General features: G+C 63.4%; 25 protein-coding genes. 12 read left to right on the top strand and 13 right to left on the bottom strand.

Annotated elements, in window-relative coordinates:
- Positions 1-17 precede the first annotated feature (17 nt).
- Genes J3P79_RS23820 through J3P79_RS23805 form a run of 4 tightly spaced genes read right to left on the bottom strand, consistent with a single transcriptional unit; the run spans position 18 to position 4042 of the window.
- Positions 18-1019: a lysylphosphatidylglycerol synthase domain-containing protein gene (locus tag J3P79_RS23820; RefSeq protein ID WP_434606105.1), complete on the bottom strand. Its 1002-nt coding sequence runs from the start codon at positions 1017-1019 to the stop codon at positions 18-20.
- Positions 1006-2304, bottom strand: a complete 1299-nt coding sequence (gene clsB, locus J3P79_RS23815) for a cardiolipin synthase ClsB (protein ID WP_434606103.1) — start codon at positions 2302-2304, stop codon at positions 1006-1008. Before clsB ends, J3P79_RS23820 begins: the two co-directional genes overlap by 14 nt.
- A complete protein-coding gene (locus J3P79_RS23810) occupies positions 2301-3119 on the bottom strand; it encodes an endonuclease/exonuclease/phosphatase family protein (protein WP_434606101.1) in 819 nt (272 codons plus the stop codon). Before J3P79_RS23810 ends, clsB begins: the two co-directional genes overlap by 4 nt.
- A complete protein-coding gene (locus J3P79_RS23805) occupies positions 3116-4042 on the bottom strand; it encodes a DUF72 domain-containing protein (RefSeq protein ID WP_434606099.1) in 927 nt (308 codons plus the stop codon). Before J3P79_RS23805 ends, J3P79_RS23810 begins: the two co-directional genes overlap by 4 nt.
- 316 nt (positions 4043-4358) lie before the next feature.
- Here J3P79_RS23805 and J3P79_RS23800 point away from each other — a divergent pair, with 316 nt between their 5' ends.
- A complete protein-coding gene (locus tag J3P79_RS23800; protein ID WP_434606097.1) occupies positions 4359-6455 on the top strand; it encodes a mechanosensitive ion channel family protein in 2097 nt (698 codons plus the stop codon).
- Here the strand turns inward: J3P79_RS23800 and J3P79_RS23795 are convergent.
- Positions 6439-10758 carry a DEAD/DEAH box helicase gene (locus tag J3P79_RS23795; RefSeq protein WP_434606094.1) on the bottom strand — a complete coding sequence of 1440 codons (4320 nt, stop codon included), beginning with the start codon at positions 10756-10758 and terminating at the stop codon, positions 6439-6441. The genes J3P79_RS23800 and J3P79_RS23795 overlap by 17 nt on opposite strands.
- Positions 10759-10950: 192 nt before the next feature.
- Between J3P79_RS23795 and J3P79_RS23790 the strand changes: the two genes are divergently transcribed.
- A complete protein-coding gene (locus tag J3P79_RS23790; protein WP_039594474.1) occupies positions 10951-11835 on the top strand; it encodes a sugar nucleotide-binding protein in 885 nt (294 codons plus the stop codon).
- Positions 11828-12757, top strand: a complete 930-nt coding sequence (locus J3P79_RS23785) for an NAD-dependent epimerase/dehydratase family protein (protein WP_434606092.1) — start codon at positions 11828-11830, stop codon at positions 12755-12757. Before J3P79_RS23790 ends, J3P79_RS23785 begins: the two co-directional genes overlap by 8 nt.
- A 120-nt stretch (positions 12758-12877) precedes the next feature.
- Here the strand turns inward: J3P79_RS23785 and J3P79_RS23780 are convergent, their stop codons facing one another.
- The 5 genes from J3P79_RS23780 to J3P79_RS23760 all read right to left on the bottom strand — a co-directional run bounded on the left by J3P79_RS23780 (position 12878) and on the right by J3P79_RS23760 (position 17018).
- Positions 12878-13576 (bottom strand): OmpW/AlkL family protein, encoded by a 699-nt coding sequence (locus J3P79_RS23780; protein WP_039594278.1) that lies wholly within the window; start codon positions 13574-13576, stop codon positions 12878-12880.
- Between the two features lie 194 nt (positions 13577-13770).
- Positions 13771-14289 (bottom strand): DUF3299 domain-containing protein, encoded by a 519-nt coding sequence (locus J3P79_RS23775; RefSeq protein WP_434606089.1) that lies wholly within the window; start codon positions 14287-14289, stop codon positions 13771-13773.
- Between the two features lie 11 nt (positions 14290-14300).
- On the bottom strand, positions 14301-15566 hold the full coding sequence (locus J3P79_RS23770) for an ABC transporter permease (RefSeq protein WP_434606086.1): 1266 nt from the start codon (positions 15564-15566) through the stop codon (positions 14301-14303).
- Between the two features lies 1 nt (position 15567).
- On the bottom strand, positions 15568-16278 hold the full coding sequence (locus J3P79_RS23765) for an ABC transporter ATP-binding protein (RefSeq protein WP_434606084.1): 711 nt from the start codon (positions 16276-16278) through the stop codon (positions 15568-15570).
- A 146-nt stretch (positions 16279-16424) separates the two neighbouring features.
- Positions 16425-17018, bottom strand: coding sequence for a DUF2796 domain-containing protein (locus J3P79_RS23760; RefSeq protein ID WP_434606083.1), 594 nt, complete (start codon positions 17016-17018; stop codon positions 16425-16427).
- Between the two features lie 119 nt (positions 17019-17137).
- Here J3P79_RS23760 and J3P79_RS23755 point away from each other — a divergent pair, with 119 nt between their 5' ends.
- Positions 17138-17485 carry a hypothetical protein gene (locus J3P79_RS23755; protein WP_434606080.1) on the top strand — a complete coding sequence of 116 codons (348 nt, stop codon included), beginning with the start codon at positions 17138-17140 and terminating at the stop codon, positions 17483-17485.
- On the opposite strand, the gene trxA is transcribed toward J3P79_RS23755, so the two are convergent.
- From trxA to J3P79_RS23740, 3 genes are all read right to left on the bottom strand, one after another.
- Positions 17479-18351, bottom strand: a complete 873-nt coding sequence (trxA, locus tag J3P79_RS23750) for a thioredoxin (RefSeq protein WP_434606078.1) — start codon at positions 18349-18351, stop codon at positions 17479-17481. The two genes, J3P79_RS23755 and trxA, sit on opposite strands and share 7 nt — an antisense overlap.
- 71 nt (positions 18352-18422) lie before the next feature.
- The gene (locus tag J3P79_RS23745; RefSeq protein ID WP_434606076.1) at positions 18423-19079 is read right to left on the bottom strand and encodes a class I SAM-dependent methyltransferase; all 657 of its coding nucleotides are present in this window, start codon (positions 19077-19079) and stop codon (positions 18423-18425) included.
- Positions 19076-19540 carry a YbaY family lipoprotein gene (locus tag J3P79_RS23740; RefSeq protein WP_434606074.1) on the bottom strand — a complete coding sequence of 155 codons (465 nt, stop codon included), beginning with the start codon at positions 19538-19540 and terminating at the stop codon, positions 19076-19078. The genes J3P79_RS23745 and J3P79_RS23740 overlap by 4 nt, the downstream gene beginning before the upstream one ends.
- 127 nt (positions 19541-19667) lie before the next feature.
- Here J3P79_RS23740 and nrdR point away from each other — a divergent pair, with 127 nt between their 5' ends.
- The 8 genes from nrdR to J3P79_RS23700 all read left to right on the top strand — a co-directional run bounded on the left by nrdR (position 19668) and on the right by J3P79_RS23700 (position 25644).
- Positions 19668-20132 (top strand): transcriptional regulator NrdR, encoded by a 465-nt coding sequence (gene nrdR, locus J3P79_RS23735; protein ID WP_013694316.1) that lies wholly within the window; start codon positions 19668-19670, stop codon positions 20130-20132.
- Positions 20129-21262 (top strand): bifunctional diaminohydroxyphosphoribosylaminopyrimidine deaminase/5-amino-6-(5-phosphoribosylamino)uracil reductase RibD, encoded by a 1134-nt coding sequence (ribD, locus tag J3P79_RS23730; protein ID WP_434606071.1) that lies wholly within the window; start codon positions 20129-20131, stop codon positions 21260-21262. The genes nrdR and ribD overlap by 4 nt, the downstream gene beginning before the upstream one ends.
- Positions 21263-21308: 46 nt before the next feature.
- Positions 21309-21983, top strand: coding sequence for a riboflavin synthase (locus tag J3P79_RS23725; RefSeq protein ID WP_039594268.1), 675 nt, complete (start codon positions 21309-21311; stop codon positions 21981-21983).
- Between the two features lie 16 nt (positions 21984-21999).
- Positions 22000-23091 carry a bifunctional 3,4-dihydroxy-2-butanone-4-phosphate synthase/GTP cyclohydrolase II gene (ribBA, locus tag J3P79_RS23720; RefSeq protein WP_434606069.1) on the top strand — a complete coding sequence of 364 codons (1092 nt, stop codon included), beginning with the start codon at positions 22000-22002 and terminating at the stop codon, positions 23089-23091.
- A gap of 91 nt (positions 23092-23182) precedes the next feature.
- The gene (gene ribH, locus J3P79_RS23715) at positions 23183-23659 is read left to right on the top strand and encodes a 6,7-dimethyl-8-ribityllumazine synthase (RefSeq protein ID WP_072395576.1); all 477 of its coding nucleotides are present in this window, start codon (positions 23183-23185) and stop codon (positions 23657-23659) included.
- Positions 23656-24156: a transcription antitermination factor NusB gene (gene nusB, locus J3P79_RS23710; protein ID WP_434606066.1), complete on the top strand. Its 501-nt coding sequence runs from the start codon at positions 23656-23658 to the stop codon at positions 24154-24156. Before ribH ends, nusB begins: the two co-directional genes overlap by 4 nt.
- A 22-nt stretch (positions 24157-24178) precedes the next feature.
- Positions 24179-25144 carry a thiamine-phosphate kinase gene (gene thiL / locus J3P79_RS23705; RefSeq protein WP_434606064.1) on the top strand — a complete coding sequence of 322 codons (966 nt, stop codon included), beginning with the start codon at positions 24179-24181 and terminating at the stop codon, positions 25142-25144.
- Positions 25141-25644: a phosphatidylglycerophosphatase A family protein gene (locus J3P79_RS23700; protein WP_434606062.1), complete on the top strand. Its 504-nt coding sequence runs from the start codon at positions 25141-25143 to the stop codon at positions 25642-25644. The genes thiL and J3P79_RS23700 overlap by 4 nt, the downstream gene beginning before the upstream one ends.
- Positions 25645-25651 lie beyond the last annotated feature (7 nt).

The raw sequence follows: 25651 nt of genomic DNA, 5'->3' as shown, positions 1-25651 counted from the left end.
GCTGGCCAGGCACCGCATCACTTGACCCCAGGCTTGACCCGCAGTGCCTTGGCTTTCGCCTCGATCACCAGGTACATCACCACCGTGATCAACAACGGCAGGATGAAATAGATCGCCCGGTAGGCAATCAGCCCCGCGATCAGGCTGCCTCGCGATACCTCATGCTGCAACAGCGCGACGAACACCGCCTCCAGCACCCCGAGCCCGGCAGGAATGTGCGTAATGACTCCGGCGATACTGCTGATCAACAGTACCCCGAGCACCACCGGGTATTCGAGTTTGCTCGGCAATAACGTAAAGATCACCGCCGCCATCAACGACCAGTTCAACGCACCCAGTGCCAGTTGCAGCACGGCCATGCGCAGGGAAGGCAGGTTGATCTCCATCCCGCGAACCGTCCAGGCCCTGCGCTTGGAGAAACGGCAGGCCAGCAGGTAGCTGGCGCTTGCCAGCAACAACAGCACCCCCACGCCTTGCAGGGCATTGCTGCTCAGCTTCCAACCCGGCGGCATGGTCACCAGGCCACTGCTGAAAACCACGCCGGCCAAGGTCATATAACCGAACCAGTTGGTGGCGAGGCTCAAGCCGAGGATTTTGGCGATATTGCCTGTGCTCACCCCCAGCCGCGAATACAGCCTATAGCGCATGGCAATGCCACCGACCCAGGCGCTGAGGTTGAGATTGAAGGCATAACTGATCACCCCCACCGGCAAGATCTGCCGCCAACCCAGTTTCTGGCGGATGTACGTTCGGCCGATCAGATCGAAGCAGGCATAGGTAATGAAGCTGGTGATGGTCAGCGCGGCCGCGATGATCAGCGTGCGCAGCTTGAAATCCGCCAGCGTGGTAAAGACTTCGGACCAGTCGATGCGCCGCGCCAACGCGGTGAACAGCACGATCAGCAGCAGGAAAAAGGCCAGGGTCAGCGGGCGTTTCCAGCGGCTCCAGCGCGATTTGGGCTTGGCCTGTTCCGGCGCATGGGCATCTCTCGGCGCGGTGTGCGCGTCAGAGTGGTTCATGGGGTTCGCTCCGGACCGCCGTCGGCGGTGAAAAAGGTTTCAGACGAGGTTTATGGGCCGGTAGCCATCCGGCCCAGGCCGGGAAATGACGCAGGAAGTGGAACACCATGAAACCGATGGTCATGCGCCAGAGCAGCCCACGCGGGGCGTGGTTCTCCGGCATGACCGTGCAGTGATTGCGGCTCAAATGATCGAGGCGCTCGAAGAGCTCGCGGTTGAATCCGCGGTCGCGGATCAGCACGTTGGCTTCCAGGTTCAGCGACAGGCTCAACGGGTCGAGGTTGCTCGAACCGACGGTGCTCCAGTCCTCATCCACCAGGGCGACCTTGCCGTGCAGCGGCCGCTCGCAATATTCATAGATCGTCACGCCGGCCTTCAGCAGATAGTTGTAGAGCATCCGTGCCGCGAGCTTGGCGATCATCATGTCCGGTTGCCCTTGCAGGATCAGCCGCACCTCCACGCCACGTCGCGCGGCATTACGGATCTCGCGCAGCAACCGATAACCGGGGAAGAAATAGGCATTGGCGATTACCACCCGGCGCTGGGCGCTGCGCAGCACTTGCAGGTAGACCTCCTCGATGTCGGTCTGATGCTCGTGGTTATCGCGATAGACCAGGCGCACCTGGCCGTCATGATCATTGAAGGCCAGCTCGGTGCGGCGGCTGCGGCGACGTTGCCACCAATACTTGGCTCGGGCCGGACGCCCGGTTTGCAGCAGCGCGAAGTGATGAATGTCCACCACCGCCGGGCCTTTGATTTCCACCGAATAATCCTGCTTGGCCTCGGGACCGAAGTCGCCCAGGTGGTCAGCGGAAAAGTTGATCCCACCGATGAACGCGATCACGCCGTCCACCACCACGATCTTGCGGTGCAGGCGGCGGAACCAGTTGGTGCGGATGCCCAGGTGCCGTGGGGCCGGATCGAACATCTGCAGGCGTACGCCGGCATCGCTCAGTGAGGCCAGGAATTCAGTGGTCAGTTCGCCGCAACCGAAACCGTCGAGGTTGACGGTGATGCGGACGCCGCGCTTGGCCGCGTCCACCAATAAGTCCCGCAGTTCAACGCCGACCTTGTCCTCGAACAGGATGAAAGTCTCCAGGAGAATTTCTTCCTGGGCCCGGCGAATCGCCTCGAAAACGCGGGGGAAATATTCCTCGCCATTTTCCAGCAGCGTGACGCGGTTATTGCCGTGCCAGCCGTATTCGATATCGGCCAGCGCCGGGTTGCGTTCGGTGGGTGGCACTTCGACTTTTTCCACCGTCGCCTTGTTCATCGTCGCGCTCATAATTCGATCTCCACCGACAGCGGTGCGTGGTCGGAAAGGTGCGACCAGGGCCGTACATTCAGTACCTGGGCGTGATGGGCCTTGAGGTTGCGCACGTAGATGCGGTCCAGGCGCAGGATGGGCAGGCGCGCCGGAAAACTGCGGGCCGGCTTGCCCCACTGTTCGGCGAAGACTTCGCGCAGGCCGCAGGGTTCGAGCAGGTCGTTGGCCTTGCTGCGCCAATCGTTGAAATCCCCCGCGACAATGACCGGGGCCTCAGGTGGCAACTCGCTCAGGCGCTGGCAAAGCAACTTCAACTGCGCGACGCGATGGCCTTCGCGCAGCCCCAGGTGAACGCAAATGGCATGCACGTCCCGCCCCCCATCGCCGTTCGGCAGGCGCAACACGCTGTGCAACATGCCGCGGCTTTCATGGCCGCTGATGGACACGTCGAGGTTGTCGTGGCGGATGATCTGGAATTTCGACAGCAACGCGTTGCCATGGTCGCCCGCGGGATACACGGCGTTGCGCCCGTAGGCGAACTGCGGCCAGAGGGTGTCGGCGAGAAATTCGTATTGCGGAATGCTCGGCCAGTTGCTGTAGCGCTGGGGATGATGTTCGTGGGTGCCATGCACTTCTTGCAGGAACACCACGTCGGCGGAGACGCTGCGCACGGCTTCGCGCAGTTCCGGCAGGATGAAACGCCGGTTCAGCGCGGTGAAGCCTTTGTGCGTATTGACCGTCAGCACCGTGAAACGATTGACTCGGTCCAGCAGTCGCTGCGCCGAATCGTGCAGCGGCTCGCGGGTAGCTTCGCTGGATTCTGGCGTGCTCATGGCAATACTCCTTCGGCCGGGCGCACACCGGGCGCGGTGGCGAGATTCTTGTCCAGGTCGAAGCGCTCCAGCAGATGACGCGCGTCATAGGGCGCGCGGACTTTGATGTCGTTGTCGAAATAGCAGAACACTTCCCGGCTCTTGCGCGCCCGGGGCTTTTTTTTCGGATCGATCAACTGTGCGTCGCTCGGCTGTGTACCGTGGCTCCAGGCCTCGATCCGGTCACCCCAGCGCTTCAACGCCTCGTCGGTGTAGCCGCTGGCATACAACTCTTCGGCACCGTGCAGGCGCAGGTAGACGAAGTCGCTGGTCACGTCCTCGCGATAGGGCCATTTCCCGGCAGTATCAGCGACCACAAGTGCGACGTCGTAGCGTTTGAGCAGGGCGACGAAGCGTGGGTCGATAAAGCTTTCGTGGCGGATTTCCACGGCATGGCGCAGCGGGCGTTTTTTATCGGTCTCGGTGCTGGCGTGGCCGTCCAGGCGCGACTCGTGCTCCCCGGCCAATGCGGCGGCGGTCTGGGTGTCGTGGGGCAATTGCTTGAGGAAATCTTCGAAGAGCTCCGGGTCGAATTTGAAGCTGGGCGGAAACTGCCAGAGGATGGCGCCGAGTTTTTCCTTGAGCTCCAGCACCCCGGAAGCGAAGAAATTCGCCAACGGCTTGTGAATATCCCGCAGGCGCTTGATGTGGGTAATGAAGCGCGGCGCCTTGACGCTGAACACGAAGTCCGGCGGCGTCTCGGCGTACCACTGGGCATACCGCTCGGGACGTTGCAGGGCGTAGAACGATCCATTGATTTCGATGCTGTTGACCGCTCGAGAGGCGAATTGCAGTTCCCGTTTCTGCGCCAGCCCCTTGGGGTAGAAGTCTCCCCGCCAAGGCGTGTAGCGCCAACCGGAAATGCCAATGTGGATCGCCGTCATGTATCCCTCCCGTGCCAATGACCTCGTACCGCCTGTGTCTTTTGATGACCGCCGGGCGGGCTGGAAAGTTTCGGTGGTCTTACCGATGGAAGAGGGGAGACGCGGATTCTGTGGCGAGGGAGCTTGCTCCCGCTGGCCTGCGCAGGAGGCCCATGCATTCATCCTGAGGTGACGTGGTGTCAGGTTTTAGGGCTGCTACGCAGCCCAGCGGGAGCAAGCTCCCTCGCCACGAGAGCTTGTGTTGAGCACTCGGGCGAACTTGCCGGCCCATTGTTGATCAGTTCCTTACCGATCCCGTGTGAAGGAGCCCCGCGTCTTGTCTCGATTGAGCACTGTATTGCTGCTGTTGTTGCTGGCCATGACCGGCACAAGCGCCTACGGGACCGCTGCGATTCCCGGCACCTCCAAACCCGCCGAAGCTCCGGCCGAACCCGAACCGTTGGTGCAAGGCGGCTTGTTGGGGGCGATCAGTTCCAGCATCGACGACGTCCAGGACAAGCTTGACCTCGACCAGAGCCTGGTGGACGCCTGGCGCCTGCGGGCGGATCGGGCGGCGGACGAGGTGGATCGTCTGGTGGACCAGACCTCCCGTTCCTCTTGGCGTGTGGCGGGCGATTTCCTGTTGCTCTCCGGCGTGTGGCTGGGGACGTTTGCGCTGATATGGACCGGCGCGCGATTGCTGGTGCGCCGTTTGAGTCGGCGCCGCTGGCTACGCACTCGCCAACGGGTGCTGGACCTGCTCGGCTACCTGCTCCCCTACACGTTGCCTGCCGTGGCCTGCCTGCCGTTGACCCTCTATGTCAGCCATTTCCTGCAAGCCTCGGTTGGCCGGGCATTGGCGTTGTGTTTCGCCTACGCCACCAGCAGCGGCATCGTTTCCACATCGGTGCTGCTCTGCGTGGTCGTGATGTTCAATGGCGGCCACAAACGGCGAGCGGTGGCGATCCTCCGTCGGTTCAGCCCGCGGCCGTTGTTCCTGATCGGCTTCCTGGCCGCGCTCAGCGATGCCTTGACCAGCCCGCAGATCGCTCGGCAACTGGGCGGCAATATCACCAGCAGCATCGCAGTCTTCACTGGGCTTTCGGCTTCGATGATCTTTGGCTGGCTGGTGATCCATATGCGCCGGCCGGTGGCCCACCTGATCCGCAATCGGCCGCTGGCCCAGCGCCTCAAGCAACCGGCGCTGCAGGAGTCGCTGCGGATCTTTTCCGGCCTCTGGTATTGGCCGATCCTGCTGATGGTGCTGGTGTCGGCGGTGAGCCTGATCGGCGTCGGCGAGGACAACCAGAAAGCCCTGCGTTGTGCCTTGTTCACCACGATCCTGCTGATCGCGACGGTGTTTCTCAGCACCGTGTTCCAGCATGTATTCAAGTCGCCCAAGGCTGAGGCCATCCAGCGCAACAGCGCCTACAAAGGGCGGTTGTTGAGCCTGTCGCACGCCTTGTTGCGGATCGTCATGGCGGCGGCATTCATCGAGATCCTCGGGCGGATCTGGGGCGTGTCGCTGTTCGAATTCGCCTCACGCAACGCCGTGGGACGGGCGATCAGCGATTCCTTGAGTCGCATCGGGCTGATTTTCCTGGTGACTTGGCTGACCTGGGTGGTGCTCGACACGGCGATCCAGGAAGCGCTGAAGCCACCGCTCAACAAGCGCGGTGCCCGCGCGCCCAGCACTCGGGTCAAGACCATCCTGCCGCTGTTGCGCAACGCGGCCAAAATCATCCTGGTGGTGATTTGCGCGATCACCACCATGGCCAACCTCGGCATCAACGTCGCGCCATTGCTCGCCGGTGCGGGTGTGGTGGGGCTGGCGATCGGTTTCGGTTCGCAGCAACTGGTGCAGGACGTGATCACCGGGCTGTTCATCATCATCGAGGACACGCTGTCCATCGGTGACTGGGTGGTGCTCAGTTCTGGCCACGCCGGTACCGTCGAAGGCCTGACCATCCGCACCCTGCGCCTGCGCGACGGCAAGGGTTTCGTGCATTCGGTGCCGTTCGGGCAAATCAAAGCCGTGACCAACCAATCCCGGCAATTCGCCTTTGCATTTTTCTCGGTGCAGTTCACCTACGACACCGACGTGGATCGCGCCATCGAACTGATCCGCGAAGCCGGCGATTCGATTTCCGAGGACCCGTTCCTCAAGTTCAACCTGCAAGGGCCGCTGGATGTATTCGGCGTGGACAAGATGGACCTCAACGGCGTGGTCCTCACCGCCCAGTTCCGCACGGTCTCGGGCGGGCAATACGCCGTGAGCCGGGCGTTCAACCAGCGTTTGAAAAAGCTTGTGGATAACGCGCCGTCGGTGCACTTCGCGCAGACTTATCCACAGCAGGTGGTGTTGCCGAAGCGGTTGGCTGAGGAGCCGAAGCAGGAAGGGGCCCGCCCAGACACCCTCAACTTTTCTGGATGAGCTTGTTCCTGACCTCAGCCATCGCTTGGGCATCCAACTCCACAAATAGCTGTTGCTTGCCCGCAACCAGCGCCGCCATCGGCAACCCATCCCGATACACCAGTCGATTACTCGCCAGCGCCGGCACTTTCGCTCCTGGGAGCAAGGTGCCGGCGAGGTTCAACGGATCAACCCCGCACACCGCCACCAGGCTGCCATCGGTGGGCCGGCGCCTTGCCTCGCGCAGCAGCGGGATGGCTTCGGGCAAGGCGAATTGTTCCCCGGCCAGCCCGCTGACGAAACGCCCGCCACGAATCTCGCCCCGCGCCTCCAGGCGATGAAACGTGCGCAGCAATTCACGCCAGCTCGGCAGCCAATCGGCTTCACGCTCCAGCAGGCGCCAGAACACCACGCCATAACGGCGCAGCAGGGTCATGGCGATGTGTTCCAGGGTGTCGGGCGGTGTGGGCGCGGGCCGATTGCCGGGTTCTGACCCCAGCGTCGGAGAACTGCGGCGCAGCAAGGCCCAGCGCCCGGCATCGTCCATGCCGCCGACAAACGCCCCGCGCCCGCGCCGGCTACTGCGGGCCTGGCGTTTGCTGGCAGGGGTGATCAAGGCCCGCAGCCCGGCGAAGCTGTCGGCATTCACCAGCCCGGCGCCGACCAACTCCTGCAAGGCGGTTTCCAGCTCACTGCGCAGCAGGTGGGCCTCATGCAGCAGCTCATCGAAAAACAAGGCACCGTGTTCACTCAGTGCCTGATGGACTTTCTGCGTCCTGGGCGACAGCTCGCTGACTGGCGTCTGCTCAGCCAGGCTGCTCCAAAGCGCGACCTTGGCGCGCGGCAGCAACACGACCGGCGTGCTGCGCAAAGCGCTTGTGGACAACTTCTGGCGGGCGCTCAGGCGCGTCCAGACGAACTTGCCGCTGCGACACAGTTCGTCGAGCCAGCTCGGCGAATAGTCCTTGATCCGCGTCGGCAAGAGATCGCTGTCCCAAGCCGAGGCGGCGGCCGGGTAGCCTTCGAACTGGCTGATGATGGACGGCAGCACGGCGCTGCCCCGGCCCTGGCTGGACGGTGACAGATGTTGCCAGTCGAACAGGAACCGCATGAAATCCTGCAGCATCACCGGCTCGATTTCCCGGCGCAGGCGCTTGACCGTGTATCGGTGGATCCGCGCCAGCAGGTGCCGTTCGCACCATTCCTCCTGGCCGGTGCCCGGCGTGAAGCGGCCGCGCAGCACATAGCCCTGCTGCTCCAACTGGGCCAGGGCCTGGGTCGCTTGTGCCGGCGACAGCCCGAGCGGGTAGGCGATCGCGGTCAACGGCTGCGGGCCAAAAGCACTGAGCCGCGCGCGGAGCACTTCCACCACGGCCTCGTCGCCGTCCCACGGCTCATCAAAACCCGGCAGCGGCGTCAACGGAGGCTGCCATTGCGCCTGCGGATAGATGGCCTGCAGGCACGTCAGCCGTTCCAACGGTACCCACAGGCCGCGTTCGTCGCTGATCCGCACATGGCTGGCGCGCCCGCACTCGGCCAGGGTCCGCAAACCGTCCAGCCACGAGGGTTCGGCGCTGGCTTCGCTGTCGGCGATGCAGGCCAGGCTCATCAACGCTTCGTGGATCTCATCGATATTAGTGGGTGTCGGCCAGGCCTCTTTCCGCACGGCCTGGATGGCCTCGGCGTCCAGCGCGCCCAGGTCGTCGGTGGATTGTGGATCACTCCAGCGCCGGTTGATCACCGCTTGGGTGCGGCGCTCCTCCAGCGGCGCGTCGTCAAGAAAGGTGTAGGGCCGGGCGCTGAGAATTTCTGCCGCCAAAGGCGAGGGCGCAGGCAGGTCGCGGCTGACCAGGCGAATCGCGCCCGCTTCCATGCGCCGCAGCAGGGCCAGCCAGCCTTCGCTGTCCATGGCTTCGTGCAGGCAATCGTCGAGGGTCTGTTCCACCAGCGGGTGGTCGGGGATTTCACGCTCTCCGGCCAGGTTCTCCAGGCAGGCGATCTGGTCCGGGAACACGCTGGCGATCAAATCCTCACTTTTCATGCGCTGGATCTGCGGCGCGACTTTGCGTCCACCGGTGTAGCGCGGCAACGCCAGGGCGACGCCGGCGTTCCAGCGCCAGCGCACACCGAACAGCGGTGCATCCAGCACCGCCTGGACCAGGATCTGCTCGGCGCTCTGGCTGTTGAGGTAGCGCCAGACTTCGTCCAGTTCGAAGCTGTGGCTGGTGGAGAGCGACAGGACGATGGCATCCTCGCTGGCGGCGGCCTGCAATTCGAAGTTGAAGGTGCGGCAGAAGCGCTTGCGCAGGGCCAGGCCCCAGGCGCGGTTGATGCGACTGCCGAAGGGCGTGTGGATGATCAGTTGCGTGCCGCCGGACTCGTCGAAAAACCGTTCCATCACCAAGGTATCCTGGGACGGCAGGGCGCCGAAGGCCAGGCGCGCCGGGGCCAGGTAATCGAGGATCTGTTCGGCGCTGGCGAGGTTCAAGTGCAGGGTGCCGGTCAGCCAGTCGAGGGCCGGTTGCAAGTCCCCCGGCGTGGCGCCGAGCAGTTGATCCAGCTGGGCTTGCAGGCGGGCCACGGCCTGGGACAACTCGGCGCTGCGCCCCGGGGCTTCGCCGAGCCAGAACGGGATCGTCGGCGGTTGGCCCTGGGCGTCCTCGACGCGCACGCGGCCGGTCTCGACGCGGATGATCCGGTAGGAGGTATTGCCCAGTTGGAACACGTCGCCGGCGATGCTCTCGACGGCGAAGTCTTCGTTGACGCTGCCGATGTTCAAGCCTTGGGGTTCGAGCAGGACGCTGTAGTCGGCGTTGTCCGGAATGGTGCCGCCGCTGGTCACCGCCGTCAGTTTGCTGCCCCGGCGCCCGCGCAAGGTCCGGGTCACGGCATCGCGGTGCAGGTAGGCGCTGCGCACGCCTTGTCGGCCATTGAGGCCTTCGGCGAGCATTTGCAGCAGGGCCTGGTAATGATCTTCGTCCAGCTTTGCGTAAGGCGAGGCGCGGCGGAACATCTCCAGCAACGCCTGTTCATGCCATTCCTGGCAACTGACCTCGGCGACGATCTGCTGGGCCAGGACATCCAACGGCGCCTTGGGGATGTGCAGGATGTCCAGCTCGCCACGGCGCACGCAGTCGAGCAAGGCGGCGCATTCGATCAGGTCGTCGCGGGTGGTGGCGAACAGGCGCCCCTTGGGCGTGCCGCCGACCTGATGGCCGGAGCGTCCGACCCTTTGCAGGAACGCTGAAATCGAGCGGGGCGAGGCGATCTGGCAGACCAGGTCGACATCGCCGATATCGATGCCCAGCTCCAGGGACGCGGTGGCGATCAGCACCTGCAGTTCGCCGCGCTTGAGGCGTTGCTCGGCGTCGAGACGAAACTCCTTCGCCAGGCTGCCATGGTGGGCCGCCACCGCTTCCTTGCCCAGGCGCTCGCTCAGGTGGCGACTCAGGCGTTCGGCCAGGCGTCGCGTGTTGACGAACACCAACGTGGTCCGATGCGCCCGGGCCAGTTCGGCGAGGCGGTTGTAGACCAGTTCCCAGACGTCATTGGCCATCACCGCTGACAGCGGCACCGGCGGCACCTCGATGTCCAAGTCCCTTGGGCGGGCGTGGCCGATGTCGACGATTTCACAGGTACGGCCTTCGCCGACGAGAAACCGCGAGACCGCTTCGATGGGCTTTTGCGTGGCGGACAGGCCGATGCGCATCAGCGGTTCGGCGCACAGCGCTTGCAGCCGTTCCAGGCTCAGGGCCAAGTGGCTGCCACGTTTGCTGGCGGCAATCGCATGGATTTCATCAACAATCACCGTGCGCGTGCTGGCGAGCATCTGCCGACCGGAATCGGAGCCGAGCAGCACATAAAGCGATTCGGGAGTGGTGACCAGGATGTGCGGCGCAATCTTGCGCATCGCCGAGCGTTCTTTTTGCGGCGTGTCGCCGGTGCGCACGGCGGTGGTGATGGGCAAGGGCGGCAACCCCATCTGTTGCAATTGCTCGGTGATGCCGGCCAGGGGATTTTGCAGGTTGATCTGGATATCGTTGCTCAGAGCCTTGAGCGGCGAGACGTACACCACCAGGGTCTGGTCCGGCAGGCCGCCTTGTTCCAGGCCGTGGTGCACCAGGTCATCCAGCACCGCGAGAAATGCGGTCAGGGTCTTGCCCGAGCCGGTGGGCGCCGCGACCAGCACCGAACGTCGCTGGCCGATCAACGGCCACGCCCGGGCCTGGGCGGCCGTGACCGCCGGGAAGGTCTGGCTGAACCAGGCGCGAACGGCGGGGTGAAAGCCTGCCATGGCGTGGTCGGCTGCAAGGGGCAGATTCATACGGGCAGTTTAGGCGGGTGGGGTGGGGAGGATGCAAGTACCGTCGGGGTCCCAAAGAGCAGCACAAACCCGGCGATCTGCACATTACGGATGACGGTTGCGCACTAAACCCGCAAAATGCAACGATTCCGACGACGCCTTCGGGCGTTGTCGACCAAATTCTTGTGCCAACAGACTGGGCCTGCTGACTTTATGCGAATGCGCCTTATGTTACTGGGCGGCGGAAATGCCCTTGGGCAGGCGCTGATTCGCCTCGGTGCAGAAGAAGACATCGGTTTTCTTGCCCCCCGCCCACCCGAAGACGGTTGGGATGCCGCGAGCCTCACGCAGTTGCTCGACGACACCCGGCCGGATGCGCTGATCAACCTGGCGTACTACTTCGACTGGTTCCAGGCTGAAACCGTCAGCGAGCAGCGCCTGGCCAGCCAGGAGCGGGCGGTCGAGCGCCTGGCGGAACTGTGCCAGCACCACAACATTGTCCTGCTGCAACCATCGAGCTATCGCGTGTTCGACGGCTCCCGCGCCACCGCCTACAGCGAAAAGGACGAGCCCGTGCCGCTGGGCCTGCGTGGCCAGGCGTTGTGGCGCATCGAGCAGAGCGTGCGCGCCACCTGCCCGCAACATGTGCTGCTGCGTTTTGGCTGGCTGCTGGACGACAGCGCCGACGGCATCCTTGGCCGTTTCCTGGCCCGTGCCGAACAGCCCGAAGAGCTGCTGCTTGCCGACGATCGGCGGGGCAATCCGACGCCGGTGGACGATGCGGCGCGGGTGATCATCTCGGTGCTCAAGCAACTCGACTGCGCGGCGCCGCTGTGGGGCACCTACCATTACGCCGGACATGAGGCGACCACGCCGCTGGCGCTAGGCCAGGCGATTCTCACCGAAGCCCGCGCATTGCACCCGCTGGCCATCGAGTCGCCCACACCCCAGGCCCACGCTGCAAGACCGGACGCCGCGGAAGAACCGCAGCACGCAGTCCTGGCCTGCAAGAAAATTCTGCACACCTTCGGGATCAAGCCCCGCGCCTGGCGCGCTGCACTCCCGGGCTTACTGGATAGGTTTTATCGCCATGGCTAAAGGCCCTGTTTTTATCACCGGCGGCGCGGGTTTCATTGGTTCGCACCTGACCGACGCCTTGCTCGCAAAAGGGCATTCGGTCCGCATTCTCGATGACTTGTCCACCGGCAAGCGCAGCAACCTGCCGCTGGAAAATCCAGCCGTCGAACTGATTGAAGGCGATGTCGCCGATGCCGCGCTCGTCGCCCGTGCCATGGCCGGTTGCAGCGCAGTGGCGCACCTGGCCGCGGTGGCCTCCGTGCAAGCCTCGGTGGATGATCCGGTGCGCACGCACCAGAGTAATTTCATCGGCACCCTGAACGTCTGCGAAGCCATGCGCCAGAGCGGTGTGAAACGGGTGCTGTTCGCCTCCAGCGCAGCGGTGTACGGCAACAACGGTGAAGGCCAGGCCATCGGTGAAGACACGCCCAAGGCGCCGCTCACGCCTTACGCGGTGGACAAACTGGCCAGTGAATTCTATTTCGACTTCTATCGTCGCCAGCACGACCTCGAACCGGTGGTGTTCCGCTTCTTCAACATCTACGGCCCGCGCCAGGATCCATCCTCGCCGTATTCAGGTGTCATCAGCATTTTCAGCGAACGTGCGCAGAAAGGCCTGCCGATCACCGTGTTTGGTGATGGCGAGCAGACTCGGGACTTTGTCTACGTCGAAGACCTGGTGGACGTGTTGGTGCAGGCCATCGAAAAGCCCGAGGCGGAAGTGGGCGCGGTGAATGTCGGCTGGAACCAGGCGACGACCCTCAAGCAGATGCTCCAGGCCCTGGCTGTGGTGGTGGGCGACTTGCCTGCGATCAGCCATGGCCCGGCACGTTCCGGAGACATCCGCCATTCGCGGGCCGACAACAGTCGTTTGTTGGCGCGTTTCAGCGTTCCGACGCAGACACCGATGAGCTTTGGGCTGGCGCGGTTGTTGGGGCGCTGAGTTTCACAGTCGCAAAAAAGGCGCCTATCGGGGCGCCTTTTTTGTGAGTCATGCATTGCTTTTGTGGCAAGTGAAACCTGTGGCGAGGGGTGTGTAGTCACCTCGCTATCGTGTACGGGTTCAGAACTTGTAACCCAACCCCACCATGTAGACGAACGGGTCTACGTCGACATCCACCTTGGCGCGGGTACCGGCGGCCACGGCGTTGTTGTCGACATAGGCCGTGGTGTCGATGTCGATGTAGCGGATCTGGCCGTTGATCATGATGTTGTCGGTCAACATGTAGTCGGCACCGACTTGCCAGGCCATGCCCCAGCTGTTCTTCGCGCGGAAGTTGCTGAAACCGTTGGCGCTGGCTTCGCTGCCGACGTGCTCGTCATAGATCCAGGTGTAGTTGATGCCCGCGCCGACATAAGGCTGGAAGGCCGATTTGGCGTCAAGCGGGTAGTAGACCACGCTCAGGGTCGGCGGCAGGTGCTTGAGGGTGCCGAGCTTGTTGTTTGCGGCGCCGAGGGCGGTGCCTTTGATTTTTACGTCATGCTCGAACGGCGAGGCCGCCAGCAGCTCGATCCCCCAGTTGTTGGTGAGCATGTAGGCGAAGTTCAGGCCCAACTGGGTGTCGCTGCTCATGGTCGCCTTGCCGCCCAGGTCGGCGCCTGCCAGCGGGCCACGGTCGACCTTGACGCTGGAACTGTCGGCGTCCGGGTTGACGGTGATGGCGCCAGCGCGAACGATGATGTCGCCGGCTGTGTGGGCCTGGGCGAGCGGGGCAGCGAGGGCGAGCGCGATAAGGGAAGCGCTGAGCAAGGACTTGTTCATGGGGGCTCCAAAGGGCATCGAAAATTGATGTCCCATGGTACGAAGCCCTCTGGTCCGGTCTTTTGACTCAGCTCAATGAGTCAGGGGGTGTTTAATTGACTCAGCTCAATGAAACGATAATGAGTCAATTTCGAGGGCCCTTTCGCGAGCTTGCTCGCGATAGCTATCTCATCAACAACCCATCACCACCGGATTCACTCCGGCAGTTCATACATATAAATCTTCTCCGCCTCCATCTGATACCCCGCATCGGCCAGTTCACTGGTGGACGGCTTGACCTGCATCGGCCCTTCGACCCAGTACGGTTGGTACAGCTCGTCGAGCTTGACCCCGAGTTCGCTTTTTACATGCACGATCTGGTTCGACGGCGGTGGCGGCACATGGATGCAGGCGCCGAAATACGGCACCAGCAGAAAATCCGTGGTGCGGCCTTCCTCGCTGACTTCCAGCGGCACGATATAACCGGGCAAGCGGATCTGCTGGCCGTCGAGGGCCTTGACCACCGGGGCGTTGGGCATGTCCTGCTTGGCCGCAGGGGCGGATTCGGCAGCCAGGGCATCGCTCATCTTCGACAGGTCGTGCAGGGGCGTCATGTTCGGCACTTCCGGCGGCGCGTCCGGCGGGATCATTTCCGACCAGGCCAGGTCCCTCGGCTCGGCGGCCCACAGCGGCAGGGCGACCATCATCAACAGCGCAAGCAGGGCGCGGGGCATTTTCAACGTCCTCATAAACGGATCGACAGGCCATCGGCCAACGATTGGCGATAGGCGCGCCAGGCCGGCACGCTGCCCATCAGCAGGGCGGCGACCAGAATGCCAGCCAGCAGCGTCCATTCATATTCGCTTGGCCAGCCCAGCGGCAAATACAAGCCATAGGCGGACTGCACATAACCCTGTGCGGCGGCGATGCCGATGTACAGCAAGGCCAGCCCGGCGGTGACGCCGGCCAGCGCCAGGGCGAAGGCTTCAAGCACCAGCAGGCTTGCGATATGCCACGGCCGCGCGCCCACCGAACGCAGGATCGCCATCTCCCGGCGGCGTTCGTTGAGGCTGGTGAGAATCGCCGTGAGCATGCCGATCAATCCGGTCAACACGACGAACAGCGAAATCACGAACAAGGCTTTCTCCGCCGTGCCCATCAGGCTCCACAATTCCTGCAACGCCACACCGGGCAGGATCGCCAGCAGCGGTTCGCCACGGAATTCGTTGATCTCGCGTTGCAAGGCGAAGGTCGAAATCTTGCTGTTGAGGCCAAGCATGAACGCGGTGATCGCTTTCGGCGTAAGGTCCATGTTGCGGGCCTGGTCAGCGCTGATACGGCCGTTGCCTTGGGCCGGCACGCCATTCTTCCAATCGATATGGATGGCTTCCATGCCGCCGAGGCTGATGTGCAACGTGCGGTCCACCGGCGTGCCGGTGCGCTTGAGAATCCCGACCACGGTAAAAGGCTTGTCGTCATGCTTGACCAGGCTGATCGCCGCCACGCCGTGGGCCAGCACCAGCTTTTCCCCCAACGTGTAATGCAGCGCCTCGGCCACTTCCGCGCCAAGCACCACTTCGAACGGATCGGTGGCGAACGCCCGGCCATCGGCCAGCTCCAGATGTTGTCGGCGGCCGTACTGGTAATGGTCGAAATAGGCTTCGGTGGTGCCCATCACCCGATAACCACGATGGGAATCGCCGAGGGACATGGGAATCGCCCATTTCACTTTCGGGTTGTTGGCGAACTGCTCGAAGCTGTCCCAGCGAATGTTGTTGGTGGCGTTGCCGATGCGAAACACCGAGTACAGCAGCAGGTTCACGGAACCGGAGCGGGCTCCGACGATCAGGTCGGTGCCGCTGATGGTACTGGCGAAACTGGCCCGCGCCTCGGTGCGCACTCGCTCCACCGCCAGCAACAGGCAGACCGACAGGGCAATGGCAAATGCAGTAAGGATCGCAGTAAAGCGGCGGTTCGCCAGGCTGGCCATGGCTAGACGGAGCAAATACATCTCAAACCTCGAGTGGCGTGGCGGCGCGATTGAGATCGGCCAGCGAGAGGTGGCGGTCGAACAGCGGCGCCAGGCTCTGGTCGTGACTGACGAACAACAGGCTCGACCCGGCTTCGCGGCATTCGGCAAACAACAGACGCAGGAAGTTCTCCCGGGCGTCGTAGTCCAGGGCCGAGGTCGGTTCGTCGGCGATGACCAGTTCCGGTTGGCCGATCAAGGCGCGCGCGGCGGCGACCCGTTGTTGCTGGCCGATGGACAATGCATCGGCGCGACGCTCCAACAGGCTTGGATCGGTCAGGCCGAGGTGGGCCAGCAGCGTGGCGGCGGCTTGATCGACACTGCCGTGGCGCTGGATAGCCCGTTGCGCGCGCAGTTTGGAGAAATGGCAGGGCAGTTCGACGTTTTCGCGCACCGAGAGAAACGGCAGCAGGTTGAACTGCTGGAAGATGTAGCCGGTGTGGTCCACGCGAAAACGGTCGCGGCTGCTCGCGCTCAACTCGCTGAGTTCCTGGCCAAGCAGGCGGATGCTGCCGCGATCCGGCGTTTGCACACCGCCCAGAAGCCCCAGCAAGGTGGTCTTGCCGCTGCCGCTCGGTCCCTTGAGGAACAAGGTTTCCCCGGCCTCCAGGCGAAACGCCGGGATATCCAGCAGTGGCGGATGCCCGGGCCAGCTGAAGCCAAGGTCGGACAATTCGATGAGTGCTTGGGTCATATGAAACCGGTCAGATCTAGGTGAACCCTTGTGGGAGCGGACTTGCTCGCGATAGCGGTGTGTCAGACAACATCCATGTTGAATGTGCTGGCCTCATCGTCGGATCGCCGCCCGGAGCAAGCTCCCACGATGGATTTTTGGTGTCCTTAGAATTTCAGTGCTGGCGCCTTGGCGGTCACTTCCACGCCTTGCTGGCCGCTCGGGCTGATCAGTTGTACCTGGATTTTCTGGGTGGCTGGGAAAGTCTTGAACAATGTCGCCAGGTCCAGGTTCTTCAGCGCATCCGGGACCGCGCAGGTGAATTGATAATCGGCATGGATCTCACTGTGCTCGCCGTGGTGCTCGTCGCCATCGGCGTCTTCGCCATGGTCGTGATCGTGGTCCGGTTCATCATCAAACAACGGGCTTTCCAGCTCCTGCTGTGCCACGGTGCATTTGGCAGCAGCCGGCAGATTGAACAACGCCAGGGGTTTTTCCAACTGCGCGCGCACGGCCGCGACCTTCGCCTTGTCGGCATCGCTGGTGGCGGAGTGTTCGAAACCCACCAGGTTCATCGCCGGGCTTTCCAGCTCCAGTTCCAGGGTCTGGCCGTCCAATGCCGCGTTCAACCGGGCGACGCCGTGTTCATGGGCGCCCAGGCTGCCGTGCTCGTGATCATGATCGTGGTCATGCTCCGCCGCCGCATGGGCGATAGCCAGCGGTAGCAGGGCGAACGGCAAGGCAAGCAGCAAACGACGCATGACGAATCTCCAAAAGGTTATGTAATCTTATAACGAAAGCGCGGAGAGTTTGACCGTCTGCTTGGCGTCGCGCAAGGCCCATGGGAGCATGGGCAGATGAAATCTTCAGGAGCACGCTGATGTTGCGGATACGCGGGACGGTCGGTGAGTGGCCGGTGGACTTGACGATCGAGATGGATGAAGGCGACTGGGCGCAGCTCGGCGCGCAGCTGCAAGTCGCCAAATCAGAGGGGGCGACCACGGCTCCCGCCAAATCGACGAATCAGGACGACGCCCAGTGGCAGATCGCCCGGGAGCTGCTGCGCAAGGCCGGACAATTGAGCGGCCCGGACTTGCTGGAGCAACTCGAAGGCCTGACCGGTAGCGCCTCGTCAGGCAAGCGCCTGTTGGTGCGCCTGCGCCATAGCGCCGAGGTCAAGGTATTGAGCGGCGGGGATACGCCGCTCTACAGCTGGGTCGGTCAGTAAAGCGCGGCGAACAGCTTGCGACGGTAGGTCGTCACCAGTGGGTGGTCGTTGCCCAGCAGTTCGAACACTTGCAGCAGCGTCTTGTGGGGCAGGCCTTCGCTGTAGCTGCGATTGCGGATGAACAGCTTGAGCAGCGCCTCGAGCGCAGGTTCGTACTGCTGGCGGGCGAGTTGCTGGATCGCCAGTTGGTACACCGCCTCATCGTCCAGTGGATCTTTCGCCAGGCGCGCCTTGAGGTCGGCGGCGTCCGGTAGATCCTTGGCCAGGCCGAGGAACTGGATCTGCGCCTTGGCGCCGGCCAGCGCGGCCTTGTGTTCATCGCTTTTCACCGCGTCGAGCACCGTCTGCGCCTCGCCCAGCTCGCCGCGCTCGGTCAGGCAACGCGCATAGAGGATCAGCGCCTTGGCGTTGGTGTTGTCTTCGCCCAACAGCACCGTGAGCACGGCTTCGGCGTCGGCGAAGCGGCCGTCATCGAACAGCGCCTGGGCCTGTTCGAACGGATCGGCGGCGGCGGGAGGCGGCATCTGCACATGGGGTTCGAGCATCGCCCGCACCGCCGATTCCGGCTGGGCCCCGGCAAAACCGTCGACCGGCTGGCCATCCTTGAACAGCACCACCGTCGGCAGGCTGCGAATGCCGAAGCGGGCAACGATGTCTTGCTCGATGTCGCAGTTGACCTTGGCCAGCAGCAGTTCACCCCGATAACTCTCGGCGATGCCTTGCAACATTGGCATCAGCGCCTTGCAGGGCGCGCACCACTCGGCCCAGAAATCCACCAGCACCGGTTTGTGGAAAGAGTTGGCGATCACCGATTGGTCGAAATCGGCCGTGGTGGCGTCGAAGATGTAAGGCGTGTCCTGGGTCATGGGAATCTCGTAGAACGCTTGAATAGGGCAACTATACGGCTTGGTGGGGGGTGGCTGAAAGCGGAGGGCTTTCAACCACGCCGTGCGTGATACAGGCTCACATGCCGAAACTCCTCCGGCTCGGCCAGGTCCGGCAGGGTCATGGCCTCGAGCATTTCGATGCGCCGATACAGCGGATGCTGGAAATCCCGCACGCGGGAATCGGCCACTAGCGCTTCGCGGCCACGGCTGAGGAATTGATCGAGCAGCGGCAGGTTGGCCCGGTCGTAAAGCACATCGGCAACCAGGATCAGGTCGAAGCGATCAGCCTCGGCGAAAAAATCCGTCGAATAGCTCAACGTTACGCCATTAAGCAATGCATTAGCCTGGCACGCGGCAATCGCCAGCGGGTCCAGATCGCACGCTACCACTTCCAGCGCCCCTGCCTTGATCGCCGCGACCCCCGCCACGCCGGAGCCGGCGCCGAAATCCAGCACTCGCTTGCCCTCGACCCACTGCGGCTGTTCGGCCAGGTAACGGGCCATCGCCAGGCCGCTGGCCCAGCAGAAACTCCAGTAGGGCGGCTCGTGGAGGATGCGGCGGGTTTCCTCCGGGCTGAAGGCGCGGTCCATGTTGTCGCCGTCAATCAGCCACAACTCAAGGTCAGTGCCGGGTAACGGACAGCTCACCAGGCGCGCATCACCGAGCAGCTCGCCCAACGCATCTTGCAGGTGCTGCGGTGCCTTCATGGAGCTTTGACAAATTGCAGGTCGCCCAGCGCCTGGGTGGTCGGTTGTGCAATGCGTTGTTCCGGCAAGTGCAGGATCAGTTGCCCCGACTGGCTGGCGCGGCCGCGCAGTTCCACACGGGCGCCGACCGGGAACGCTTCGGGGTTGAAGCGCAGGCGGAAGGGCAGGGCACGGTTGGTGCCGATCAGGCTGGAACTGGCGAGCAGTTGCTGCGGACGATCCTTGTCATCGATCACCAACAGCGCCAACTCGACCTCGGCTCCGGTCGGAACGCCTTGCAACGTGCCGCTCAGCTCACGCTGATGCGCCGGCAGCGGGCCCAACTCCGTGGCCTGCCGGGCCTTTTCCTGAGCTTGCTTTGGCGCGGGCGCCGGGGCGGGCGGGGTGGGTTTGGGGGCGTCGCTGCTGCACGCCATCAGCAGGCTGAAAAGACTGAGCAAAACAATGGATCGTAGCGGCATGGGTGGCTCCAGCAAGGTGAATTCCATGGATCTGGCGATAAGCCCGTCTGTATACCGTAAACCCTATGGCTTGTCTTGCCAGTGGGATGCGCTACCATGGCCCTCCCTTTTTTTGTTGCCTGCCACCATGCACTGTCCCTTCTGCGGTGCCAACGACACCAAAGTCATCGATTCGCGACTGGTCGCCGAGGGCGAACAGGTCCGCCGCCGCCGCGAATGCCTGGCCTGCGGCGAGCGTTTCACGACGTTCGAGACCGCTGAATTGGTGTTGCCGCGCCTGATCAAGACCGACGGCAGTCGCCAGCCGTTCGATGAAGAAAAACTGCGCGCCGGCATGCAGCGCGCCCTGGAAAAACGCCCGGTAAGCGTCGAGCGCCTGGAAGCCGCGCTGGTGCACATCAAGCACAAGCTGCGGGCCACCGGTGAACGCGAGGTCAAGTCCCTCGTCGTCGGCGAGCTGGTGATGGCCGAGCTGCAAAAGCTCGATGAAGTGGCCTACATCCGCTTCGCCTCGGTGTACCGGCGCTTCCAGGATCTCAACGAGTTCCGCGAGGAAATCGACCGCCTGGCCCGCGAGCCGGTGAAAGAATGACCGCCTCGGCGCAGCAGGCCATCCTCGACGCCCACTACATGGCTCGCGCCCTGGAGTTGGCGCGACGGGGCCATTACACCACCCATCCCAACCCTCGCGTCGGTTGCGTGATCGTGCGGGGCGGCGAAGTCGTCGGCGAAGGCTGGCACATCCGCGCCGGCGAGCCCCACGCCGAAGTCCATGCCCTGCGCGCTGCCGGTGACAATGCCCGAGGCGCCACGGCCTACGTGACCCTCGAACCGTGCAGCCACCATGGGCGTACGCCGCCGTGCGCCGATGCGTTGGTCAATGCCGGCGTGGCGCGGGTGGTGGCCGCGATGCAAGATCCCAATCCCGAAGTGGCCGGGCGCGGCCTGCAGCGGCTGGCCCAGGCCGGCATCGCCACCGAAAGCGGTGTGCTGGAAGGCGAAGCGCGAAAGCTCAACGAAGGTTTTCTCAAGCGCATGGAGCACGGCCTGCCGTTCGTACGGGTCAAGCTCGCCATGAGCCTCGATGGCCGCACCGCCATGGAAAGCGGCGAGAGCCAATGGATCACCGGCCCCGCCGCACGCTCGGCAGTGCAGCGCCTGCGCGCCCAGGCCAGCGTTGTGCTGACCGGCGCCGATACGGTGCTGGCGGATAACGCCCGGCTGACCGTGCGCGCCGATGAGTTGGGGCTCGATGCCGAGCAGACCGCGTTGGTCATGAGCCGTCCGCCGTTGCGGGTCTTGGTGGACGGCCGCTTGCGGGTGCCGCTGGACGCGCCGTTCTTCAAGGCCGGCCCGGCGCTCGTCGCTACTTGCATGGCGGTGGAAGAACAGTACGCCAACGGTCCCGAATGCATGATCGTGGCGGGGGAAGACGGTCAGGTCGATCTGCGGCGCCTGTTGGTTGAATTGGCGGCCCGAGGCGTGAATGACGTGCTGGTGGAAGCCGGCCCGCGCCTGGCGGGAGCCTTTGCCCGGCAAGGCCTGGTGGATGAGTTCCAGATTTTCATCGCCGGCAGGTTCCTGGGTTCCACAGCACGGCCTTTGCTCGACTGGCCGTTGGCGCAGATGAAAGACGCGCCGCAGCTGAAAATCACCGACATTCGTGCCGTGGGCGATGACTGGCGAGTCATTGCCATCCCCGTTGCGCTGGCGAGCGTATAATTTCCGGCTTTCGCTCAAGCGGCGGCCCGTTCTCGAGGAGGACTCCATGTTTACCGGCATCATCGAATCCATCGGCAGCATTCGCGCACTCACCCCCAAGGGTGGGGATGTGCGGGTCCATGTCGAAACCGGCAAGCTCGACCTGAGCGACGTCAAGTTGGGCGACAGCATCGCCGTGAATGGCGTCTGCCTGACCGCCGTCGAGCTGCCAGGCAATGGTTTCCTGGCGGATGTCAGCCGCGAAACCCTCGACTGCACCGCGATGAACGACCTCAAGAGTGGCAGCCCGGTCAATCTGGAAAAAGCCCTCACGCCCACCACGCGCCTGGGCGGGCACCTGGTCAGCGGCCACGTCGACGGTGTCGGTGAAGTGGTCTCGCGTACCGATAATGCCCGGGCCGTCGAGTTTCGCATTCGCGCCCCGAAAGAACTGGCCAAGTACATCGCCCATAAAGGCTCGATCACCGTCGACGGTACCAGCCTGACAGTCAACGCGGTGGATGGCGCCGAGTTCATGCTGACGATCATTCCGCACACGCTGAGCGAAACCATCATGGCTTCGTACCGGCCAGGTCGCCGGGTCAACCTGGAAGTCGACCTGTTGGCCCGTTACCTGGAGCGCCTGTTATTGGGTGATAAGGCCGCAGAGCCTGGCTCCCCACAAAAGCCGGGTAACATCACTGAAAGTTTTCTGGCCGCCAATGGCTACCTCAAATCCTGACCCAAGGGGGTGCCGCGTGGCGCTCAATAACATCGAAGAACTGGTTGAAGACATCCGCCAAGGCAAGATGGTCATCCTCATGGATGACGAAGACCGCGAGAACGAAGGCGACCTGATCATGGCCGCCGAATGCTGCAAGGCCGAACACATCAATTTCATGGCCAAGCATGCCCGCGGCCTGATCTGCATGCCGATGACCCGCGAGCGCTGCGAGCTGTTGAAGCTGCCGCTGATGGCACCGCGCAACGGCTCGGGCTTCGGCACCAAGTTCACCGTGTCGATCGAGGCCGCCGAGGGCGTGACCACCGGTATCTCCGCCGCTGACCGCGCGCGCACCGTGCAAGCCGCTGCGGCGGCCGACGCCAAGGCCGAAGATATCGTCAGCCCCGGCCACATCTTCCCGCTGATGGCCCAGGCCGGCGGCACCCTGGCCCGCGCCGGCCACACCGAAGCGGCGTGCGACCTGGCGCGCATGGCCGGATTCGAGCCCGCCGGTGTCATCTGCGAAGTGATGAACGACGACGGCACCATGTCCCGTCGCGCTGAACTGGAAGCTTTTGCCCTTGAGCACAACATCAAGATTGGCACCATCGCCGACCTGATCCACTACCGGATGATCCATGAGCGTACCGTTCAGCGGATTGCCGAGCAGCCGCTGGACAGCGAGCTGGGCCAGTTCAACCTGGTGACCTACCGTGATTCGGTGGAAGGCGACGTGCACATGGCGCTGACCCTGGGCACTGTCTGCGCTGAAGAACCGACCCTGGTTCGCGTGCATAACATGGATCCGCTGCGCGACCTGCTGATGGTCAAGCAACCGGGCCGCTGGAGCCTGCGCGCCGCCATGGCCACCGTGGCCGAGGCCGGCAGCGGCGTGGTGCTGCTGCTCGGACACCCGCTCGATGGCGATGTATTGCTGGCGCATATCCGCGAAACCGCCGAGCAACAGCCGGTGAAAAAACCGACCACCTACAGCATTGTCGGTGCCGGTTCGCAGATCCTGCGCGACCTGGGTGTACGCAAGATGCGCCTGATGAGCGCGCCGATGAAATTTAATGCGATATCCGGTTTCGATCTGGAAGTTGTAGAATACGTGCCCTCCGAATAATGGCCCGGGATTTCCCGGCCCTGTTTTTCGTGGCTAATATCACTGAGGAGCGCGTATAGAACGTGCTCCGGCTCTTTAAGAGATCTGACGAATGACCCTGAAGACCATCGAAGGTACCTTCATCGCCCCCAAGGGCCGCTACGCGCTGGTAGTTGGCCGTTTCAACAGCTTCGTGGTTGAGAGCCTGGTCGACGGCGCGGTCGATGCCCTCGTTCGCCATGGCGTGAGCGAAAGCGACATCACCATCATCCGCGCGCCTGGCGCCTTCGAAATTCCGCTGGTTGCGCAGAAAGTCGCTCAAAAGGGCGAATTTGCAGCGATCATCGCCTTGGGTGCGGTCATTCGTGGCGGTACTCCGCACTTCGAATACGTAGCTGGCGAATGCACCAAGGGCCTGGCCCAGGTGTCCATGGAATTCGGCGTGCCGGTTGCCTTCGGCGTACTGACCGTTGATTCCATCGAGCAAGCCATTGAACGTTCCGGCACCAAGGCCGGTAACAAAGGCGCCGAAGCTGCCCTGTCCGCCCTGGAAATGGTCAGCCTGCTGGCGCAGTTGGAGGCCAAGTGATTAGCGACGAAAGCGATCGTTTCAACCCGCGCGATCCAAAGCCCGCGGATGCCGGCAAGCCTTCGAAGAGCGTCAAGCGCCGCGAAGCGCGTCAGTTGGCGACCCAGGCCCTGTACCAATGGCACATGGCCAAGCAATCGCTGAACGAGATCGAAGCGCAGTTTCGGGTCGATAACGATTTCAGTGATGTCGATGGCGCGTACTTCCGCGAAATCCTGCACGGCGTCCCGGCCCACAAGACCGAAATCGACAAAGCCCTGGCACCTTGCCTGGATCTGACCATCGATGAGCTGGATCCGGTCGAGCTGGCGGTGTTGCGCCTGTCCACCTGGGAGCTGATGCAGCGCGTCGACGTACCGTACCGCGTGGTGATCAACGAAGGGATCGAGCTGGCGAAAGTCTTCGGTTCCACCGACGGCCACAAGTTCGTCAACGGCGTGCTCGACAAGCTCGCCCCGCGCCTGCGTGAAGCTGAAGTGAAGGCGTTCAAGCGCTGATTGGCGCTTGTAACGACTGACTATGGGCGAGTTTGAGCTGATCCGTAACTACTTCGCCGCCGCGCCTTGCGCGCAGGGCGGCGAGGGCGTTGCGCTCGGGATCGGTGACGACTGCGCCTTGCTGGCCGTTCCCCCCGGGGAACAGCTGGCGGTGTCCACCGACACGCTGGTCGCCGGTGTGCATTTCCCGGAACCCTGCGATCCGTTCCTGCTCGGCCAGCGTTCGCTGGCCGTTGCGGTCAGTGACCTGGCCGCCATGGGCGCCAGCCCTTTCGCCTTTACCCTTGCCCTGACCCTGCCGACGGTTACCGCCGATTGGCTACAAGCCTATGCCCACGGGTTGAGCGAGACGGCCCGGGCGTGCGGCGTGGCGTTGGTGGGGGGCGATACCACCCGGGGGCCGCTGAGCCTGACCCTGACCGTGTTCGGCCACGTGCCGTCCGGCCAGGCCTTGACCCGCAGCGGCGCGCAGCCCGGCGATCTGCTCTGTGTCGGCGGTGAGCTGGGTAATGCCGCTGGTGCATTACCGCTGGTGCTCGGCCAGCGCAGCGCCGATCCTGCGGTGGCCGAGCCGTTGTTGGCGCATTACTGGTCACCGCGACCGCAAATCGACCTTGGCCTGGCATTGCGGGGCAAGGCCAGCGCGGCGATGGACATTTCCGATGGGCTGCTGGCGGATTGTGGGCATATTGCGCTGGCGTCCGGCGTCGCGTTGACGGTTGAACGTGACCGGCTGCCGCTGTCCAACGCTCTGCTGGCTTTGCTTGGCCAGTCGGACGCGCAACACGCCGCCCTGAGCGGCGGGGACGACTACATATTGCTGTTTACCCTGCCGTCGGTCCGATTGTCGGCACTTCTGGCCGAAGGCTGGCCGATCCATGTTGTCGGCAGTGTCACGGCGGGGCAGGGCGTCATGCTGGTCGACAGCCTTGGGCGCGACATCACCCCGCAGATACGGGGCTATCAACATTTTCGGGAGACACCGTGACAGATCATCCCAACCAGGTTCCGGCGGAATTCGTTCCGCCCTCGGTCTGGCGCAATCCCTGGCATTTCCTGGCGTTTGGCTTCGGTTCGGGCACCTTGCCCAAGGCCCCGGGCACCTGGGGCTCGCTGGTTGCGCTACCCTTCATACCGTTGTGGCAGATGTTACCGGATTGGGGCTACTGGCTGATGCTGGGCATCACCATGCTGTTTGGCTTCTGGCTGTGCGGCAAAGTGGCGGATGACCTGCGGGTCCATGACCATGAAGGTATCGTCTGGGACGAAATGGTCGGCATGTGGATCACCTTGTGGCTGGTGCCTGAAGGTTGGCACTGGTTGTTGGCGGGTTTCCTGGTGTTCCGCTTCTTCGATATCCTCAAGCCATGGCCGATCCGCTGGATCGACCGGAAGGTACACGGGGGTGTCGGCATCATGCTCGACGACGTGCTGGCCGGCGTTTTTGCCTGGCTTGCAATGCAAGGGTTGGTGTGGTGTTTCACCTGAGGGAACC

Origin of the sequence: Pseudomonas sp. R1-7 (assembly GCF_051132105.1) — a bacterium.
Classification (GTDB): domain Bacteria; phylum Pseudomonadota; class Gammaproteobacteria; order Pseudomonadales; family Pseudomonadaceae; genus Aquipseudomonas.
The sequence above is the reverse complement of the archived record's forward strand: the minus strand, read 5'-3'. Positions and strand labels throughout refer to the sequence as shown.